Genomic DNA, 17,589 nt, shown 5'->3' with positions numbered 1-17,589 from the left:
GAGACAGCAATGAGTAGCGGTCGTATCATTCAGATCATCGGCGCGGTTATCGACGTCGAGTTTGAACGTAACAGCGTTCCTAAGATCTATGACGCTCTCCACGTTGATGGCACTGAAACTACATTAGAAGTTCAGCAACAACTTGGTGATGGCGTAGTTCGTACTATTGCAATGGGTTCTACTGAAGGCCTTAAGCGTGGTTTGAACGTAACGAATACTAACGCTCCAATTTCTGTACCAGTGGGTACAGCGACTTTGGGTCGTATCATGGACGTTCTTGGTCGCCCAATCGACGAAGCTGGTCCAGTTGCGACTGAAGCGCGTTTGCCGATTCACCGTCAAGCACCTTCTTATGCTGAACAAGCAGCTTCTACTGACCTTTTAGAAACTGGTATTAAAGTCATCGACTTACTATGCCCGTTCGCTAAAGGTGGTAAAGTTGGTCTGTTCGGTGGTGCCGGTGTTGGTAAAACTGTAAACATGATGGAGTTGATCAACAACATCGCTAAAGCGCACTCAGGTTTATCTGTGTTCGCTGGTGTTGGTGAGCGTACTCGTGAAGGTAACGACTTCTATCATGAGATGAAAGACTCAAACGTTCTTGACAAAGTAGCCATGGTCTACGGTCAGATGAATGAGCCACCAGGTAACCGTTTACGCGTAGCGTTGACTGGTTTGACCATGGCTGAGTACTTCCGTGACGAGAAAGACGAAAACGGCAAAGGCCGTGACGTACTATTGTTCGTAGACAACATCTACCGTTATACACTAGCAGGTACTGAAGTATCAGCACTTCTAGGTCGTATGCCATCTGCAGTAGGTTACCAACCGACACTTGCAGAAGAGATGGGTGTTCTTCAAGAACGTATTACATCGACTAAGTCTGGTTCGATTACGTCAATCCAAGCGGTATACGTACCTGCCGATGACTTAACAGATCCATCGCCTGCTACAACGTTTGCTCACTTAGACGCAACTGTAGTATTGAGCCGTGACATCGCATCTTCTGGTATTTACCCAGCGATCGATCCACTTGACTCAACTTCACGTCAGTTAGATCCACTTGTAGTGGGTACTGAGCATTACGAGATTGCTCGTTCAGTTCAAAACGTTCTTCAACGTTATAAAGAATTGAAAGACATCATCGCGATTCTTGGTATGGACGAACTTGCAGAAGAAGATAAGTTGACTGTTTACCGTGCGCGTAAAATCCAACGTTTCTTCTCTCAACCGTTCCACGTAGCTGAAGTGTTTACTGGTGCTCCTGGTAAACTTGTACCGCTTAAAGAAACGATTCGTGGCTTTAAAGGTCTTTTAGCTGGTGAATACGATCACATCCCAGAACAAGCGTTCTACATGGTTGGTGGTATTGACGAAGTAATTGCTAAAGCTGAGAAACTTTAATTAGTTACCTAATTTAGGAGATTCTCATGGCGACTATGCAGTGTGATGTTGTAAGTGTTGCAGAGTCTTTGTACTCTGGCACTGTAACGATGCTAATTGCTAAAGGTGCTGGTGGTGAGTTGGGTATTATGCCTGGTCACGCACCACTAGTAACTTTACTCAAGCCGGGCGCAATCCGCGTTCTACTTGAAAATGGTACAGAAGAGTTAATCTATGTATCTGGTGGTGTACTCGAAGTTCAACCGCATGTTGTTACGGTTCTTGCAGATACTGCAGTCCGTGCAGAAAACTTAGATGAAGCGGCAATTCTTGAAGCGCGTAAACACGCTGAACAATTGCTTGCCAATCAAAAGAGCGACTTGGACTCGGCTGCTGCTTTGGCTGCTCTTGCAGAAACTGCTGCTCAGTTGGAAACCATCCGCAAAATCAAAAACCGCGCTCAATAAGAGATGGTTTGAGATTAAAAAAAGCCACCGAAAGGTGGCTTTTTTTATGCCCAATTTTCTTGGAAATTTGCACCTTCTGAATTGGGTTTAATTGTTGGTGTTTTAATATTAATAGTTAAGGGAATAGGGAAGTCATTACCAATAATGACGGCTTCACCTGGTTGTAGGCTTGGAAGGAAGTCGGATGCAGCTTTATCAATTTCACCACAAGCACGCTCTACAATTTCTCGGTCTCGATCATTAGTTAATCTATGAACGATTAATGTACCAAGTTGGCTGAGAACTCCTTCGGTGATATCACGGGGCCTTTGTGTTGCTAAACAAATATTTAATCCAAATTTACGACCTTCTTTAGCAATAAGTTCAAAAGCATCTAATTTTGCTAAAGTATCTTCATTACCAATAGTTTTACCTATGAAGTTATGTGCTTCATCTAAAAATACAACGATAGGTCTACTCGAAAAAGTTCCTTTTCTTGATTCGTTTAGTAATGCTCTACCTATACAATTTGCAATAATTTCACGTGCTTTATATTCGAAGGAAATGCCACTTAAGTCGACTCTTAGTAATTTTTTATCAGTTTCTTTTGAGGCTGCAAAACGTTTAATTACGTCTGTGAGTGAAAGCTTTGTAGTTGAAGATATGAATAAGTTATTAAAGGGAGGAGAGTGAACTATACTTGTTATCCTACTTATCAAAGGTAAACAACTTGTATAAGAAGCTCCATCAGAATTACCCCAACGAGCTGGATCCTTTGGACTATTAAAAGATGTGCTGAATTCAGGGAATACACATTCATGTTCAATTTGAATATTAAGGTTGAAAATATTAAAGGCGAATTAAGGTTAAGATTTGGATCGTTTATTGCATCTAAGTAATCTTTTTTAAAGGAATTTATTTTAGGAATAAACCCATTGGTAAATACATCAGGCTTTAAATTTGCGATTTTAAGACTTCGAATAGCTTCTTTAAATTTTGGACCTTGAACTTTGCCAGATGGTTCAAATAAAGCTAAAAAATCCGTTTCAATAAAAGATTCTGGGGGGAGATAACACTCCTTAGAGCTCGTTACTTCATATAACGGTTGCCCTAAATGAATATGGAAGACGTCATTAGAGTTAAAATCTCTATATTCTCCTGTTGAATCAAGAAGGATAACTTTGGAATTATGTTTTAAGCACTCCTCTAAAACACGAGCTGTTGTATAACTTTTTCCTCCACCAGTTGCTCCAAGAATTCCTAGATGTCGACCAAATAGTTTTTCAGGTGTAATAGAAATACCACAGCTTTGATCGAGATCAATTGCACCAATTTCTAAAACAATTTTAGCTTCATCTTTTTGCATTTTTTCAGGAATTGATGCAATAAATTCATGTGGTGCTGAATAAATTAAGTCATTGATACTTGGGTAGTAGTCTACTCCTGCCGATACTCTTAAAGTATCCATTTGGATAGTTCCTAAAAGATGAATCTTTCCTACAATTTCTAAATTTGATTTAGCTAAATCATCTTTTTTTATTTCTATAATACGACCTAATACTAAATTCACCTGACTTTCAATGATGACAAATTCACCAACTTCACCTTTTCCATAGCGATTCCCTCTGAAATAGGTCGGTTCATGTTGATTATTTATATATTCAAAATGCACACTATTTGCATTGATGGAATTAACTTTACCAAATAAAAGTTCAGGGTTAATGGTGCTCTTAGTCATGAGTAGCTCCAAATGCTGAACGTAAGCTTTCATACAGGTTTTCTGCTGGTGATAAGGCAGTTAGGTCTGGAATTAACTCTGATAATTTTCCAAAGTCACAATTTATAAATATTATTTCGTCATTTTTTCTGGTGTCTGCTACATGTTTAAACTTATCCCAATAAGGCGAAGGATTTAATGACGTTTTCTCAAAATCAGCTTTTAGACTTGGTGTAGAAATAATTACTTTTAAATGTGGATTCGAATAAATTGCAGACAAAATTGGTTCTGATAGATGATCATCATTAAAACCAAATCCAGCGATAAGAAGACATGTATTTGGTTCCCGTAAACCTTGTGTAAATCTAGAAATGAGTTCTAAGTGCGGTTGGACATAAGATTGTTGATATTTACCTTTTGCAGGAAAAATCATGCAACTATTTTGAGCAGTCACATCATTTCCTTGTTGAATAGAAAATATGTTTTCTCTTTTCCAATTTACAGAGCCATGCAATTTATAAAGCTGAAATACACCCTCAAGATAGTGGATATTATTAGAGTTTATATTTTGACTGCGTTTAACGATATCTAAGTCAAAAAACTTAGGATCATAAATTCTTGGAAATGAGAAAGAAAAGCCATCAATAACAGTAATACCTAATTTACTGGCAGCGTCTTCAAAACAGGTATCATAGTTTGTAGTGAATAGTTTGATGCGTGGATCTTTAGATTTTCTTTTGGATAATTTTCTAATAAATTCCTTATGGTTAACCAATTGTACTTGATCATCTTTTATAAAATTACAAGCATTTAAGATAATGTCTTTACATTTGAGTACGAAATCTTTTGTTTTAATACTCTTATGCTCAGGGGAAATTTGAAGATGGGCTTCACAATGAGAAAGGCATAATTCTATATTTTTATATTCTTTGTCAGATAGGCGTAGGTCGTATCCATTTTCTACAAAAGTAGTGTTAGACAGTGCTTCCATTTCATTAGTAGTACATAGTTCCCATAAATTCCACATTGAAGGTCCTCCAACTACAGGGCCTAAAGAAGTACCACTTCCTGCCAATACCATGATATTAGGCATTTGAATCGCTGCTTTAAGTTTTTGAGAAAGACTTTCTGAAGTTTGTTTTTGAAGTTCAATTTTCTTTTTTTCCGCTTCGATCTCATCAAATGTAGTGGGAACTGGTGGTGGAGGCAGTGGAAGCTCACCTTCTTCTAGACTAATTTTATTATCAGAAAACTTGTTCCAAACCTGATTTGCAGAGTCATAAAACTCAAAAATATTTGTTTTCATGTAATTAAGTAATTTAATCGTAATTAAACCACATACTATTTGGATGAATATTAATCTACAAGTTATACACCAAAATTTTATTAACTATGTAATGGTATATCTAAAGTTATATATATTTTGTGCAATAGTGGTTGTATGTTGATGTAGTATTTTTTAGTGAATAAGAGCATGCAACTGATAGAACAAGAACCTCACTTTTGGGAACTTTATCAAGATAATCATCAATACTATTTGGGAATTGCAGTGGACATGAGTTCGGTGGTTTCTTGTTGGGATATTTTTCTAACTCCTGAACAGATTCACGCCTATCGACTGCAAGGTAGAGAAAGTATTGTAGTTTTAGCCAAAACTATTGTGGATGCTGTTTACCGCGGTGATTTTAGCTATTTACATCAACATCAAGTTTCATCCGAGCAAACACAGGCGATGCAAATGGCCTTTCAACAATGGCGAGCGGGTTAAAATTAGTTTTACATAAGTGCTATTGATAGTGATGTACATCCATTAAACGCAAGAATGCTCTACATTCATTGTTTCTAACGATGCAGTTTTTGTGCTAGTTAGGTGGGTAGCTGCAATTTTGATCAAAAAACACACCAAACGCTTACCTTTCATTTCCAGTTTTTATGTTAATTATGAATGAGGTTGCTACATAAGAATTGTACTCAAACATGAGTACTTGGAGAATGAAAATGGCAAATACAATGAAAGCCGCAGTCGTCACTGCATTCAATCAACCACTACAAATACAAGAGGTAGAAATTCCTAAAATCAGTCCAGGAAAAGTACTGGTCAAGATGATTGCAACAGGTGTTTGTCATACCGATCTACATGCGATGCATGGGGACTGGCCTATTCAACCACATTTGCCTTTTATTCCAGGACATGAAGGTGTGGGGGAAGTCATTGAGCTAGGTGAAGGGATTGAGCATTTAAAAGTTGGTGATATTGTAGGGGTTCCATGGCTTTATTCAGCCTGTGGTCATTGCGATCATTGTTATGCCGGCTGGGAAACCTTATGTAAGAAACAGCAAAATTCAGGTTATTCCGTCAACGGAAGTTTTGCTGAATATTGTTTGGCAGATGGTGATTATGTCGGGGTGATTCCTGAAGGTGTGAATCTACTGGAAATAGCCCCGATTCTATGCGCAGGTGTTACGGTCTATAAAGGTTTAAAAATGACTGAAGCCAAAACTGGGGATTGGGTTGCCATTTCTGGAATTGGAGGATTGGGTCATGTGGCTATTCAGTATGCCAAAACCATGGGCTTTAATGTGGTGGCGATTGATGTCGATGATACTAAGCTAGAGTTGGCAAAACAGTTAGGTGCAGATGTTGGCATAAATGCACTGAAAGTTAATGTAAAAGAGGAAGTTCTTAAAGCGACAGGTGAGGGCTGTCATGGGGTACTGGTGACTGCGGTATCGCCCAAAGCGTTTGAACAGGCTGTTTCAATTGTGCGTCGCGGTGGAACCATGGTGCTGAATGGTTTGCCACCTGGAAAGTTCGATCTCTCTATTTTTGACATGGTTCTGGATGGTATTACCGTTCGAGGTTCAATTGTCGGGACACGCTTAGACCTGAAAGAAGCCTTAGATATTGCAGCACGTGGCAAAGTAAAAGCCCATATTCACGTAGAGCCTTTAGAAAATATCAATGATATTTTTGAGCGGATGGAGCAGGGCAAAATTGATGGGCGAATCGTGATTGATTTTAATCTTTAAATAGATATGGAGGATTCATCGCATTCAAAGTGTAAGATGAATCCTCTGATTATTATTTCACTATGATTTTTCACTTGATGTGGGCTGTAACAGTAACATCTTGGCCAATTTGAGCATTTCAGTTTGTACCGAAGTCATTTGTTGTTCAATTTTGTGTAAATCGATCGATCCGAGTTCAACTTTGCCATTTAAATAAGGTAAATCGAGGACTTGTTGGTTGGTAGACATGATGTTTTGTCGAATGGATTCAATTTCCTGACTTTTCAAGTCCAAGCTACTTAAAGCGCGGTTGAAGTCTGTGAGTTGCTGATGCAAAGCATTGACTGATGTTTGTAGCGCTTGCTGATTTTTATCAGCCAAAGCCTGCTCTAAGTCAGTCTGAGTTTGTTTCAGTTGCTGTACGTAGTCGCCGGCTTTTAATTGCATGTCGGCAACATCACGCAGCATATAGATCATGTTACCGTTTTTTAATTCGGTCTCAGCATCGTGATTGGCTGAGCTATGTTGTTCTACTTCAGTGGAATTTGCTGTTTGAGTATCCTGTTCTGTCGCCTGATTACAACCGAATAAGCTGATTGCAGCAACAAAAATACCAAAAGGAAGTAAGGCACCTTGCAGAAGTTTTTTCATGATCTTGAATGGTCTCAATTTAACATTGTATCGCTTTAAAGAAATTATAAAACGACAACTTCACTTTCCAAAGTAAGGCTGCAAAGCAACAACAAAAAGGCGGAGCTATAAAAAAGAGTGCTGGTCGCACTCTTTGGATATTTGGGGATCTTACATTCCTGGTACGATTTTAATAATGTTGTGATTTAACACATTGGTTAAAACATAATCACCATTCACTTTGATCCATTGCTCATTTTTGCCTGGCTTATTTAATTTTTTGTATTTGCTGTGGTCAACTTTGTAACTCTGACCACGGTATTGCGTTGGAACAGGATTGCCTGGTTTCCATGTCGCCGATGGGCGAGTCATTTGTTTATTCCCAGCTTTATTATTGCTTGCTGATTTATGTTGATCTTGTGCATGATGGCTTGAAGAATCATGATGCATGCCCTGATGATTTGCATCATTGTGATTCTGAGTTGCATGTTGTTTGTGATCTTGCGCATTTTGTGGAGCAGCAAAAGCAGGAGCCGCCACTAACGCAGTGGATAAAGAGAAAACAACAGCTTGTACTAAACGATTCATTATCTACCTTCGACTTTCTATCTTGTTTTGATCTGTCTATTAAAGCAGTAAGTGATTGAGTTAATTTGAATTTAATGTTGTATAAATATTAAAATAATGAAGAAATTAAGGAGAATTGATAAGAACATCAGCAGCCAATCAGTGACTGCCGATGTTCCGAATGGCCTGCTATTTTTGCAATTCAGCTTGAATAGCATCCACAATCCGTGGGTCATCTGCGGTAATGTCAGGTGCAAAACGTGCTACGACTTGTCCTTGTTTATTGACCAGGAACTTCTCAAAATTCCAGAGGACTTCAGGTGGTTCATTTGGGGTGAGACCATAATCGACTAAATCTTTCCACCAAGGTCCTTCACCAATACGTTCAGGAATGGCATGGATTAAAGTCTCATAGAGTGGGTGTTTATCTTCACCTGCGACAGAAATTTTTGAAAATAAAGGAAAATCAATCTGATAGTTGACCGAGCAAAATTCTTGAATTTCGCTATCACTACCTGGTTCTTGCGCCAAGAAGTTGTTGGCAGGGAAGCCTAAAATTTCTAAACCCTGATCTTTTTGTTGCTGATACAGTTTTTCTAAACCTTCATATTGCGGAGTTAAACCACATTTTGATGCGACATTGACAATTAAAAGTACTTTGCCTTGATATTGATTCAAGGTGATGTCTTGTCCCTGAATGGTTTTTACAGGAATGTCATAAACAGACTGGCTCATATACAGATCCATTGATTTTTATCGGGTGTTGATGTTGTAACGAGAATTCGCGTGAACTTCAAGTTGAATCCTGCAAGTGAAGTAAAAAGAGGATAGGGCTGTTTGTTTATTCGCGTAATTGTGCAGGTGTTTGTCCAGTATAGCGCTTAAAGAACTCAATAAAACTGGAACTATGTTGATAACCTAAATCATAAGCCAATTTTTTAACTGTAGATCCCGCATGCAGTTGATCAATCGCATACAGAATTTTCGCCCGATTGCGCCATTCTGCGAGACTGAGTTGCAGTTCTTGTTGGCTTAAACGCAGTAAATGTCTTTCGGTGAACTGAATTTCACTTAAGACTTGTTGCAGGCTTTTGGCAAAGCGTTGAGGATTGGCCAATTGTTGTAAAATTGGCTTTAACACGCGATGTTGTGTTTGCGGTAGGTAGTGCTCATAAGCAGGTGCTGTACGCAGTTGATCGAGTAGAACATGAAGTAAATGTTCGTATTCAAGAGAACTCGGCAGGCTCTTGTGACGTAGAACTTCTTTAATTAAATGACGAAGAAAAGGGCTGATTTCTACGGCTTTGGTGGTCTTGGGAAAGTATTTGCAAAGCTCGGGATGAAGGTGGATACAAATATAATGGGTTGGTTGAATTTCACGTGCAATGCAGGCATGTGCCGTATGGGCAGGAATCCAAAGCCCGTAATTGGGCGGAGATAAATGGTGTATCCCTTCAATTTCGTAATCCAAAATACCATTTAAACTGAAATTAAAATCGCCCCAGATGCAAGAATGTGCTGCAATTTCGTCATTTTGTGCATAAAAATATTCATGTACTTCCATCAATTGACATAAATCGGAGTATGAATAGCTGTTCATAAAGGATTCCCATATTGATATGGCGAAGGCGTGTTATCGCAAGCGGATTAATCTGCCATATGAATGTCTGAAAAACCGTATGTTTATTATTTCAGACTTTTAGGACAATAGTCATTTAAGACCTTGTAACTGAGTGGACAAATGCAGCAAAAAAAATGGGCAAAATTGGCAGTGATGCTGCCCTTGATTGCAGTTTTTATCTGGTCGCTGAATATTGCAGTGACGCGTTATGTCGCGGATTATATTTCACCAGTGAGTATTAGTTTTTATCGTTGGTTGGTGGCTTTTATTGTCCTCACACCAGTAATGTTGCCTAAAGTGTGGCAGCAGCGTCAGTTAGTTGCATTACATTGGAAGCAATTTGCAATACTCAGTGCCTTTGGTATGTTGCTCTATCAAGGTCTGGCGTATAGCGCTGCGCATTATACCACTGCGACCAATATGGGGATTATTAATGCTTTTATTCCCATTTTTACCATTTTTGTTTCCATCATTGTTCTTAAAGAAGTCCCCAATCGTTTTGCCATCATGGGGAGTTTGGTGTCATTTCTGGGTTTACTCTATGTGATTGCACAAGGGCAGTTACAGACTCTGCTGCATTTAGGCGGGCATTGGGGAGATCTACTGATGGTGATTGCCGTGTTCTTCTATGCTTTTTACGGGGTATTTTTAAAGAAATGGCAACTGAAAGTCCCACTCATGATTAGTTTGTACGTACAAATTGGATTTTCTCTGATTTATCATTTGCCCTTTGTACTATGGTTGGGCATCGATCGTTTAGATATGCAGAATACGGCGAGTGTTTTATATGCGGGCTTATTTGCATCCCTGATTGCCCCTTGGGTGTGGATGCTTGCTGTACAGCGTTTGGGACCCAATCAAACCAGTATTTTTATGAATCTGATGCCCATTTTTACAGCGATATTGGCTTATTTCTGGTTACATGAAGCATGGACGATACATCATAGCATTGGTGGGATCATTATTATTACGGGGATTATTATGGCACAAATAAAATCACGGCAGGCGCAATCTGAAGCAGCAGAGTCAATAAGCATGATGAATAAATAACCAAACAGTAAATTTTATTGATTTATTTTTTTTGGACTAAACTACCAGTTATAAGTGTAAATTTGCATGCTGTCAAATGAATATTTATTTAAAAATATTTTAAAAATAGAAGGATAGTTTGACTTTTTGAGAAAATTTAACATTTTAATCATGTATTTAATCAAAAGTTAAGCTGGGATAATGGATTTGTATTTTGATTTGAAATGTTAGATAATATTCACATCAAGAATGAACAGTTTAGTATTTCTTAACAATACTTTAAAATCTGCCATTCAGCAAGATTTCCGAACCCTCTGGATGTGATTAACACACATCCTTTTTATGCTCAATCAACCTATTTGATTGAGCTTTTTTTTTGCCCAAATTTTCTTTAGCACACATCATTGGATGAGTTTAGGCGCGAATAATTTGCCCTGTTTCTGCATCTAAAATACGACTCGGTTCCTGACTTAAGCCTAAATCACCGTTTAGATAATTTAAATGATGGTTAAAGTATTTATTGGCTTCTTGTAGCGAACGTGCGGGTTCAAGCCCTGCAGGGTTAGCGCTGGTTGATACGATAAAACCATGAAATGCATTGCAAAGTGCCACACATAAAGGGTGAGTGGTCACGCGAATCGCGACCTTGGGATGATTGCCTTTGATCCAGATTGGAATGTCCTCACTCGCAGGTAGTAACCAAGTGGTGGCACGTTCAGTCGGGTTGCAGTGGCTCCAAGAGGCGATGACGGTGTCACGCATGTCTGGGGTGAGTCCTACCAGTAAATGTTCGACTTGGGAAATATGCCCAGCCAATAAGATGACACCTTTTTCAATTGGGCGCTGTTTTAACTTTAAAATCTCATTAAATGCAGCTTCGTTATAGGGATCACAGCCTAATCCCCACACTGCCTCTGTTGGGTATGCCAAGACCTGTCCGCGTTTTAAACTATCGGCAGCTTCAGCAACAGAGGTGGTAATCATTTTCGTGTCCTAATTTAAGCAAAGGTTTATTCTGAACCTTATTGACTAGGACGACAACGCAAATAAACCCCAGATTGTTGCATACATAAGCCTAAAAGCTCTAGTTCCATCAATTGGGCGGTCAGTGAGGCGGTATCTTGCTTCAGATGGATGGCCAAATGATCCAGAGGATAGCCCGTCCAGTTCAGTTGATTATAAAGTGACATTAAATGCTCAGGAATCTCGGGCTTTGCGAGGATTGGTTGTGTGGTTGAGTCACCCTGAGATTGCTGCTGTGCTTGCCATTGAGTCGGTAAGGCAAGGTCTTCTAAGACTTGTTCAGGATGATCCACCAGAATTGCACCCTCACGAATCAATTGATGGCAACCTTGATGGAATTCACTATAAATATGCCCAGGAATCGCAAACACCAATTTGCCTTGTTCTGCTGCGAGTTTAGCGGTAATAATCGAACCACTTTTTAAACTGGCTTCAGCAACAATCACGCCTAAAGAAAGTGCGCTGACAATTCGATTGCGGCGCGGGAAATGATGTTGCAGGGGTGGAGTATGGGGTAAAAACTCACTGATGATGGCACCCGACTGCTGCAAAATTTGCTGGCGAAGTTGCTGATGCTGCGAAGGGTAAGTTTGATCAAGTCCTGTACCCATCACTGCCAGTGTACGTTGATGGGATAAAGCGCCTTGATGTGCAGCCTCATCTATGCCTTGTGCCAAGCCGCTGCTAATGACAAAACCTTTTTCACTCAGATAGTACGAAAAATCATAGGCAATTTGTCGGCCATGCGGACTGGGTTTGCGACTGCCGACAATGGCAATTTGTGGTTGCATCAAGAGCGAAAGTTGCCCTTGTCCAAACAGAATCGGGGGTTTATCACTATAGGGTAGTAGTTGTTGTGGATATTCGGGATCGTGATAAGTCAGTACAAAATCACTATGTTGCTGAATTTCCTGAATGAGGTGCTGAAACTTATTTTGTTCAGGCGCTGTGTAAAACTGTTGTGCGCGTTGAATATGATTTTTATGTAAACCTAATTTTGACCAACTCTGCAAATTGTGCGGCTGTATCGCATTGTGGGCTGTACCAAAGTGTTGTTCTAGTTTGTAAAAACTGCTGAGCGAGTGCTGAACCAAATACCACAAGGTAATGGTGTCCATTTGCACTTGTGATAATGGTTTCAGCATAGGAACTCCGAATTAATCGTCCATTAAAGGTGGTTGAATGTAAGCACCGATTTTGATTGGTAAGGAACTGTCGAGCACATAACCATAGCTGAAGTGATCAAAAGTTTTGAAGACCATTAAGTTGCCAATTTTCTGTCCAGGCAATTGCACCATTTCTTTGGTTTTCGGGTCTCGAACCTGTTCACCTTTTTGGTTGATGCTAAATACATGCCCGACTTGAACCCCTTCGAAACTACCGCGGTCTATGGTCACGACGCTGTGTTGAGCGGCAGTGCCAATAGAGCCCATCACCCGAATAATCTGACCACCAGCAGTTACATCTTCCGCCATGGTCGGATAGAACAGGGTGGGTAACATTGGGTCATAAACAGGCAGTACACGGTCACCACGACGCACTTCGGCATTAAAGCTATCCGTTAATTCCAGTGTTGTGATGTCATTCTCACTTGCAACAGCTACGCCCGTCGCCACCTGATTCAGCTCAAGCCCAGCATTGTACTTTTTGCCTTTTTCATTGTTGAGGGTGTACGGGTCGCCTTCGCGATAAACCGCATATTGCTGACCCACTTCTAAGCCATTGCCACGCACATAGATAGTTTGACCTTTGGCTGCCAATACGCGTTGATCGGCGGTACCCAGTACATAAGGGGTATTGTCAACCGACTCAGGAGCCACAATGGTTGAATGTTCTAACCATTGCTTAATATTTTCTAATGGAATCACAGGAATAGCATTATTTAAGGATTCAATTCGCACTTGGGGTTGTAACTTCGTTCCCCCTGCATAACGACGAATAATGCCATCACAGCCATCACCTTCATCTTTGCCAATCAGTGGTTTGCCCTGATAGCTACAGAGTAAAAGTTTATCGCCAGGGAAAATCCAGTGAGGATTTTTCACGTGACGGTTACTCGCCCAAATTTCAGGCCAGCGCCAAGGCTTATCTAAAAACTTTCCTGAAATATCCCATAGGGTATCGCCTTTTTTCACCACATAGACCTGTGGTGCACCTGCTTTGAGGGCAGGTGGATTGACGTTACGAGTAGGTGCAGCTTCAACCACTGCGATAGAACCAACACTGATCGCCAAACCGACGGTCAGTGCCAACAATTGCTGTTTAAACCCCAAGGCACTAAAAGATGGCATGCCCTTCAAAACCTTTTTCATTATCATAATTCCTAAAATTATGTACGTAATTTACGTTATAATAGCGATATTACACACATTTTTTTGATGAAGCATTCCTTCATTTGGTTTTTTGATCAATGGCATAAGTGAGGACGTTTATGGCCTTATTACCTATTTTAAGTTTCCCCGATCCCCGTCTTCGTACCATTGCACAACCAGTCGAAGAAGTTACTGATGAAATTCGTCAGTTAGCTGCAGATATGTTTGAAACTATGTATGAAGCGCCAGGCATTGGTTTAGCCGCTACCCAAGTCGACCGTCATATTCAGTTGATTGTTATGGATCTATCTGAACATAAAGATCAGCCCATGGTGTTCATTAACCCCAAAATTACCCCATTGACTGAAGAAACCCAGCCCTATGAAGAAGGCTGTTTATCAGTGCCTCAAATATACGACAAAGTTGAGCGTCCGTCACGTGTAAAAATAGAGGCAATTAACCTTGAAGGTCAATCCTTTACAATAGAAGCAGACGAACTTCTCGCTGTTTGTATTCAGCATGAAATGGATCACTTAAATGGCAAATTATTTGTCGACTATTTATCGCCATTAAAGCGTCAGCGTGCGCGGGAAAAAGTGGAAAAATTGACCCGTCAGCGCCAAAAAGAGAAAGTTGCAGTCAAGCGCGGATAATTTCTCACTCAAAATCATCTTTAAGTATGAACCCAATTCCGATTGGGTTTTGTTATACTGGCACCGCACAAATTGCAGGATGATTATTTTTGCTTTTCCGTGGTGGTTTGCTGCTGGCATGTCTCGCAGTTTTTTTACAGATTGCTGTTTTTTTACAGCCTTTGTTGCCGAAGCAATATCAAGTTGCCCCGGTCTGTGAAACCATTACGCGTGCACTTTTACTCCCTTCTCAAACCGTAAATGCCGTGCATACTGCTGTTATGCAGCATACGCAACATTTACATCATCAAGTAGAACAAAAACAGCAACATATTCATGATCACCATGATGCCAATCATCAATGTCAGTACTGTACCGTATATGGCAATTTAGTCTTGCCACCTGAACTTGACATAAAGCAAATACTCGATCGTATTCAAGTACGTTTAATCGCTTTTCAAAAAGCCTTTGCACATGTTTGGTTTGTTCTACAGCAACTATTTCTTATCCCACAAGGACGGGCACCACCGCTCTGGGCATAAATCCGCTTTATTCCGCTTGGGTCAAAATGACTTAGGCACAGTGTTATTTATGTTTTAGAGAGATCGAGATGGTTCAACCAAAATTCTTGTTACAGCCTTTATCGGCTGCAATTTGTATCGCTTGTTATTCTTCAAGCAGTGTTGCTGCACAGCAAGCGCAAAATACCACTCAGTTAGCGCCAATCGTGGTGACTGCCCAACTAAATCATGATGCAAATGGTTTGATCATTCACGCAGACCCCAAACAACCGATACAACCTGTTCCTGCAACAGACGGTGCTGATTATTTACAAAGTATTCCTGGTTTTAGTTCAATTAAAAGTGGTGGAACCAATGGGGATGTGACTTTTCGTGGCATGTTTGGTTCACGGATTAAAATCTTATCGGACGGCAGTGAAAACTTAGGTGCGTGTCCTGCACGTATGGATGCGCCAACGTCTTATATTCAACCTGAAAGTTATGATCGTATTACCGTGATAAAAGGCCCTCAAACGGTTCAATATGCCAATACGGGTTCCGCTGCAACGGTCATTTTCGAGCGACAAAAACCACAATTATCTCAAGATAAAAACTATCTTGGACAAGCCAGTGTTTTAATCGGTTCGTTTGGTCGCCTAGATCACAATGTTGAAGCAGCAGTGGGTGATGAGAAAAAATATATTCGCTTGAATGCTAATCGTTCAGTTGCTGACAGTTATCAAGATGGTGAGGGCAATAGCGTTCCTTCCGCTTGGGAACGTTGGAATACTGATTTAGCATTTGGATGGACGCCAAATGATGACACGTGGATCGAACTCACAGGTGGAAAAGCCGATGGTGAGGCTGAGTATGCAGGTCGTAGCATGGACGGTTCGCAGTTTGCACGCGAAAGTCTCGGTTTGCGTTTTGAAAAGAAAAACCTGACAGAGGTGATTAAGAAAGTCGAAGGGCAGGTGAACTATAGCTATAACGACCATGTCATGGACAACTTTCGTTTACGCACGCCGCCAACGGTAGAAATGAACCATGGTGGAATGATGATGGAAATGCCAAATCCATCAGAAATGCAAGTCACACGCCGTACTTTAAATTCACGTTTAGCCATGACCAGTGAATGGGATAAATTAAGCCTCATCACAGGGGTTGATTCTCAGCAAAATCATCATGCTGGCAGTATGAAATCCATGATGATGAATATGCCGCTCAGTACCAATATGAAGTTTTATTCCTATGGGGCTTTTGGGGAGCTTAGCTACCAATTAAATGATACTTATAAATTGGTGACGGGCGCACGTATTGATCAGGTCGAAATTGATGCACTAAAACTGAATGATGAACGTAAAGAAACTTTACCAAGTGGCTTTATTCGCTTAGAAAATCAGTATTCCGAACATAATGCCAAATCGTATATCGGACTGGGCTATGTAGAGCGCGTTCCGGATTATTGGGAATTATTCAGTACAGCACATGGCAACACAGGTATGTCAAAGCCGACATTTAACGACCTTGACACTGAAAAAACCTTACAGCTTGATATGGGCTATCAGCAAGAGCATGGTGCATTCAGTCTATGGACCTCTGCGTATGCAGGTTTAGTGAATGACTTTATTCTACTGAGTTATCACAACCATGCCACAGACCATGGTCATGGCTCGTCTTTTAGTGCGGGGGCTAAAAATGTCGATGCTGTGATTGCAGGTGCAGAAGCGGGCGTTGGTTACCAGTTTACAGATGCGATTCAAGCCGATATTAGTACCATGTATGCATGGGGTGAAATCACCGATAATAATGATCCACTTCCTCAGATTGCACCTTTGGAAGGTCGTTTCAATTTAAGATATGTGCAAGATCAGTATTCTTTAGGCTTGTTATGGCGTGCAGTGGCAAAACAGGATCGTATTAACCTGAATAAAGGTAATATTGTCGGCTATGACATTGGTGAGAGCAAAGGTTTTAGCACACTTGCATTGAATGCAACCTATAAAGTGATGAATGATGTTGATCTAGCGGTTGGTATAGACAATGTTCTGAATAAAACCTATACCGAACACCTAAATAAGTTGGGTGTTGGCGTAGATGGTCAAGTTGGCACTGAACAATTTAACAATACGGGTCGCAATTATTGGGCGCGTATTAGTATGAAATTCTAAATATATTGTGATTATCGGGAACAGCCATTCTAGAAATAGAATGGCTGTTTTTATTTTTAAGATGAAAATGGTCTGAAAAATAGCAATATGTATGGATATTCACCATAAAGTGTAGAAAGAAACAGCAAATCAAGTGAAGCAATAGCAAGAAAAATATAATTATATTAATAAAAACAAATACTTGTATTTATTAAATATGCAATTTTCGGTTTAAATTTATGTGATCTTAAAAAATAGATAAAATTTAAAAAATAAATTTATTATAAATAACAATCTCTTATGTTTTTATGAGTTTGAAAAATAAACATGCGAAAATATTTATTTAGAAAAGGTATTGCAACGTGTTGGGAATGCTGTAGAATGCACATCCATCGGCGGTGATGTTGATTAAAACTTGTTGAGAAACAAGGATTTAGCCCAAGCGGTAGAATCTGGAAGTCTTGAAGGGGTTTAAAAATAATTAACAAAACCTGTTGACTTTGATTGAAATTAGAGTAACATAGCCGACCTAGCTTGATGATGACGAGTCATCAAGAAGATCATTAAGAG

At 40.0% G+C, this 17,589-nt stretch carries 16 protein-coding genes and 1 pseudogene; 8 read left to right on the top strand and 9 right to left on the bottom strand.

Annotated features, from left to right (window positions below; genetic code table 11):
* Positions 1 to 9 precede the first annotated feature (9 nt).
* Positions 10 to 1,404 (top strand): F0F1 ATP synthase subunit beta, encoded by a 1,395-nt coding sequence (gene atpD / locus E0H94_RS16225; RefSeq protein WP_104221778.1) that lies wholly within the window; start codon positions 10 to 12, stop codon positions 1,402 to 1,404.
* A gap of 26 nt (positions 1,405 to 1,430) precedes the next feature.
* On the top strand, positions 1,431 to 1,850 hold the full coding sequence (locus tag E0H94_RS16220) for a F0F1 ATP synthase subunit epsilon (protein ID WP_131327455.1): 420 nt from the start codon (positions 1,431 to 1,433) through the stop codon (positions 1,848 to 1,850).
* A 44-nt stretch (positions 1,851 to 1,894) separates the two neighbouring features.
* Here the strand turns inward: E0H94_RS16220 and E0H94_RS16215 are convergent.
* Both E0H94_RS16215 and E0H94_RS16210 read right to left on the bottom strand, forming a co-directional pair.
* Positions 1,895 to 3,567, bottom strand: a pseudogene (locus tag E0H94_RS16215) (ATP-binding protein).
* Positions 3,560 to 4,852 carry an SIR2 family protein gene (locus E0H94_RS16210; protein WP_131327454.1) on the bottom strand — a complete coding sequence of 431 codons (1,293 nt, stop codon included), beginning with the start codon at positions 4,850 to 4,852 and terminating at the stop codon, positions 3,560 to 3,562. The pseudogene E0H94_RS16215 and the gene E0H94_RS16210 overlap by 8 nt, the downstream one beginning before the upstream one ends.
* 168 nt (positions 4,853 to 5,020) lie before the next feature.
* On the opposite strand from E0H94_RS16210, the gene E0H94_RS16205 reads away from it, so the two are divergent.
* Positions 5,021 to 5,314, top strand: a complete 294-nt coding sequence (locus E0H94_RS16205) for a hypothetical protein (protein WP_131327453.1) — start codon at positions 5,021 to 5,023, stop codon at positions 5,312 to 5,314.
* 230 nt (positions 5,315 to 5,544) lie between these two features.
* A complete protein-coding gene (gene adhP, locus E0H94_RS16200) occupies positions 5,545 to 6,576 on the top strand; it encodes an alcohol dehydrogenase AdhP (RefSeq protein ID WP_131327452.1) in 1,032 nt (343 codons plus the stop codon).
* Positions 6,577 to 6,636: 60 nt separating this feature from the next.
* Here the strand turns inward: adhP and E0H94_RS16195 are convergent, their stop codons facing one another.
* The 4 genes from E0H94_RS16195 to E0H94_RS16180 form a co-directional block, all read right to left on the bottom strand.
* The gene (locus tag E0H94_RS16195; protein WP_131327451.1) at positions 6,637 to 7,206 is read right to left on the bottom strand and encodes a hypothetical protein; all 570 of its coding nucleotides are present in this window, start codon (positions 7,204 to 7,206) and stop codon (positions 6,637 to 6,639) included.
* Between the two features lie 150 nt (positions 7,207 to 7,356).
* Positions 7,357 to 7,773 carry an RcnB family protein gene (locus E0H94_RS16190; RefSeq protein WP_131327450.1) on the bottom strand — a complete coding sequence of 139 codons (417 nt, stop codon included), beginning with the start codon at positions 7,771 to 7,773 and terminating at the stop codon, positions 7,357 to 7,359.
* A gap of 168 nt (positions 7,774 to 7,941) precedes the next feature.
* Positions 7,942 to 8,487, bottom strand: coding sequence for a glutathione peroxidase (locus E0H94_RS16185; RefSeq protein ID WP_131327449.1), 546 nt, complete (start codon positions 8,485 to 8,487; stop codon positions 7,942 to 7,944).
* Between the two features lie 106 nt (positions 8,488 to 8,593).
* Complete coding sequence (locus E0H94_RS16180) at positions 8,594 to 9,352, bottom strand: helix-turn-helix domain-containing protein (RefSeq protein ID WP_131327448.1); 759 nt, start codon at positions 9,350 to 9,352, stop codon at positions 8,594 to 8,596.
* 141 nt (positions 9,353 to 9,493) lie between these two features.
* Between E0H94_RS16180 and E0H94_RS16175 the strand changes: the two genes are divergently transcribed.
* A complete protein-coding gene (locus tag E0H94_RS16175) occupies positions 9,494 to 10,423 on the top strand; it encodes a DMT family transporter (protein WP_131327447.1) in 930 nt (309 codons plus the stop codon).
* A 393-nt stretch (positions 10,424 to 10,816) separates the two neighbouring features.
* Here E0H94_RS16175 and E0H94_RS16170 read toward each other — a convergent pair whose 3' ends face one another.
* The 3 genes from E0H94_RS16170 to E0H94_RS16160 are packed head-to-tail and all read right to left on the bottom strand — an operon-like array spanning position 10,817 to position 13,737.
* Positions 10,817 to 11,386: an L-threonylcarbamoyladenylate synthase gene (locus tag E0H94_RS16170; protein ID WP_131327446.1), complete on the bottom strand. Its 570-nt coding sequence runs from the start codon at positions 11,384 to 11,386 to the stop codon at positions 10,817 to 10,819.
* A gap of 38 nt (positions 11,387 to 11,424) precedes the next feature.
* Positions 11,425 to 12,570, bottom strand: a complete 1,146-nt coding sequence (gene dprA / locus E0H94_RS16165; protein WP_131327445.1) for a DNA-processing protein DprA — start codon at positions 12,568 to 12,570, stop codon at positions 11,425 to 11,427.
* A gap of 12 nt (positions 12,571 to 12,582) precedes the next feature.
* Complete coding sequence (locus tag E0H94_RS16160; protein ID WP_131327444.1) at positions 12,583 to 13,737, bottom strand: LysM peptidoglycan-binding domain-containing protein; 1,155 nt, start codon at positions 13,735 to 13,737, stop codon at positions 12,583 to 12,585.
* Between the two features lie 119 nt (positions 13,738 to 13,856).
* Between E0H94_RS16160 and def the strand changes: the two genes are divergently transcribed.
* The 3 genes from def (at position 13,857) to E0H94_RS16145 (ending at position 17,040) form a co-directional block, all read left to right on the top strand.
* Positions 13,857 to 14,390, top strand: coding sequence for a peptide deformylase (gene def / locus E0H94_RS16155; protein WP_131327443.1), 534 nt, complete (start codon positions 13,857 to 13,859; stop codon positions 14,388 to 14,390).
* An 89-nt stretch (positions 14,391 to 14,479) separates the two neighbouring features.
* Entirely contained in the window at positions 14,480 to 14,911 is a 432-nt protein-coding gene (locus tag E0H94_RS16150; RefSeq protein ID WP_131327442.1) for a DUF2946 family protein, read from the top strand.
* Positions 14,912 to 14,979: 68 nt separating this feature from the next.
* Complete coding sequence (locus E0H94_RS16145) at positions 14,980 to 17,040, top strand: TonB-dependent copper receptor (protein ID WP_131327441.1); 2,061 nt, start codon at positions 14,980 to 14,982, stop codon at positions 17,038 to 17,040.
* The last annotated feature ends 549 nt before the right edge of the window (positions 17,041 to 17,589 follow it).

This window comes from Acinetobacter sp. ANC 4173, from assembly GCF_004331255.1.
Lineage (GTDB): Bacteria > Pseudomonadota > Gammaproteobacteria > Pseudomonadales > Moraxellaceae > Acinetobacter.
Note: the sequence above shows the minus strand (reverse complement) of the source record. Positions and strands in the feature narration are given on the sequence as shown.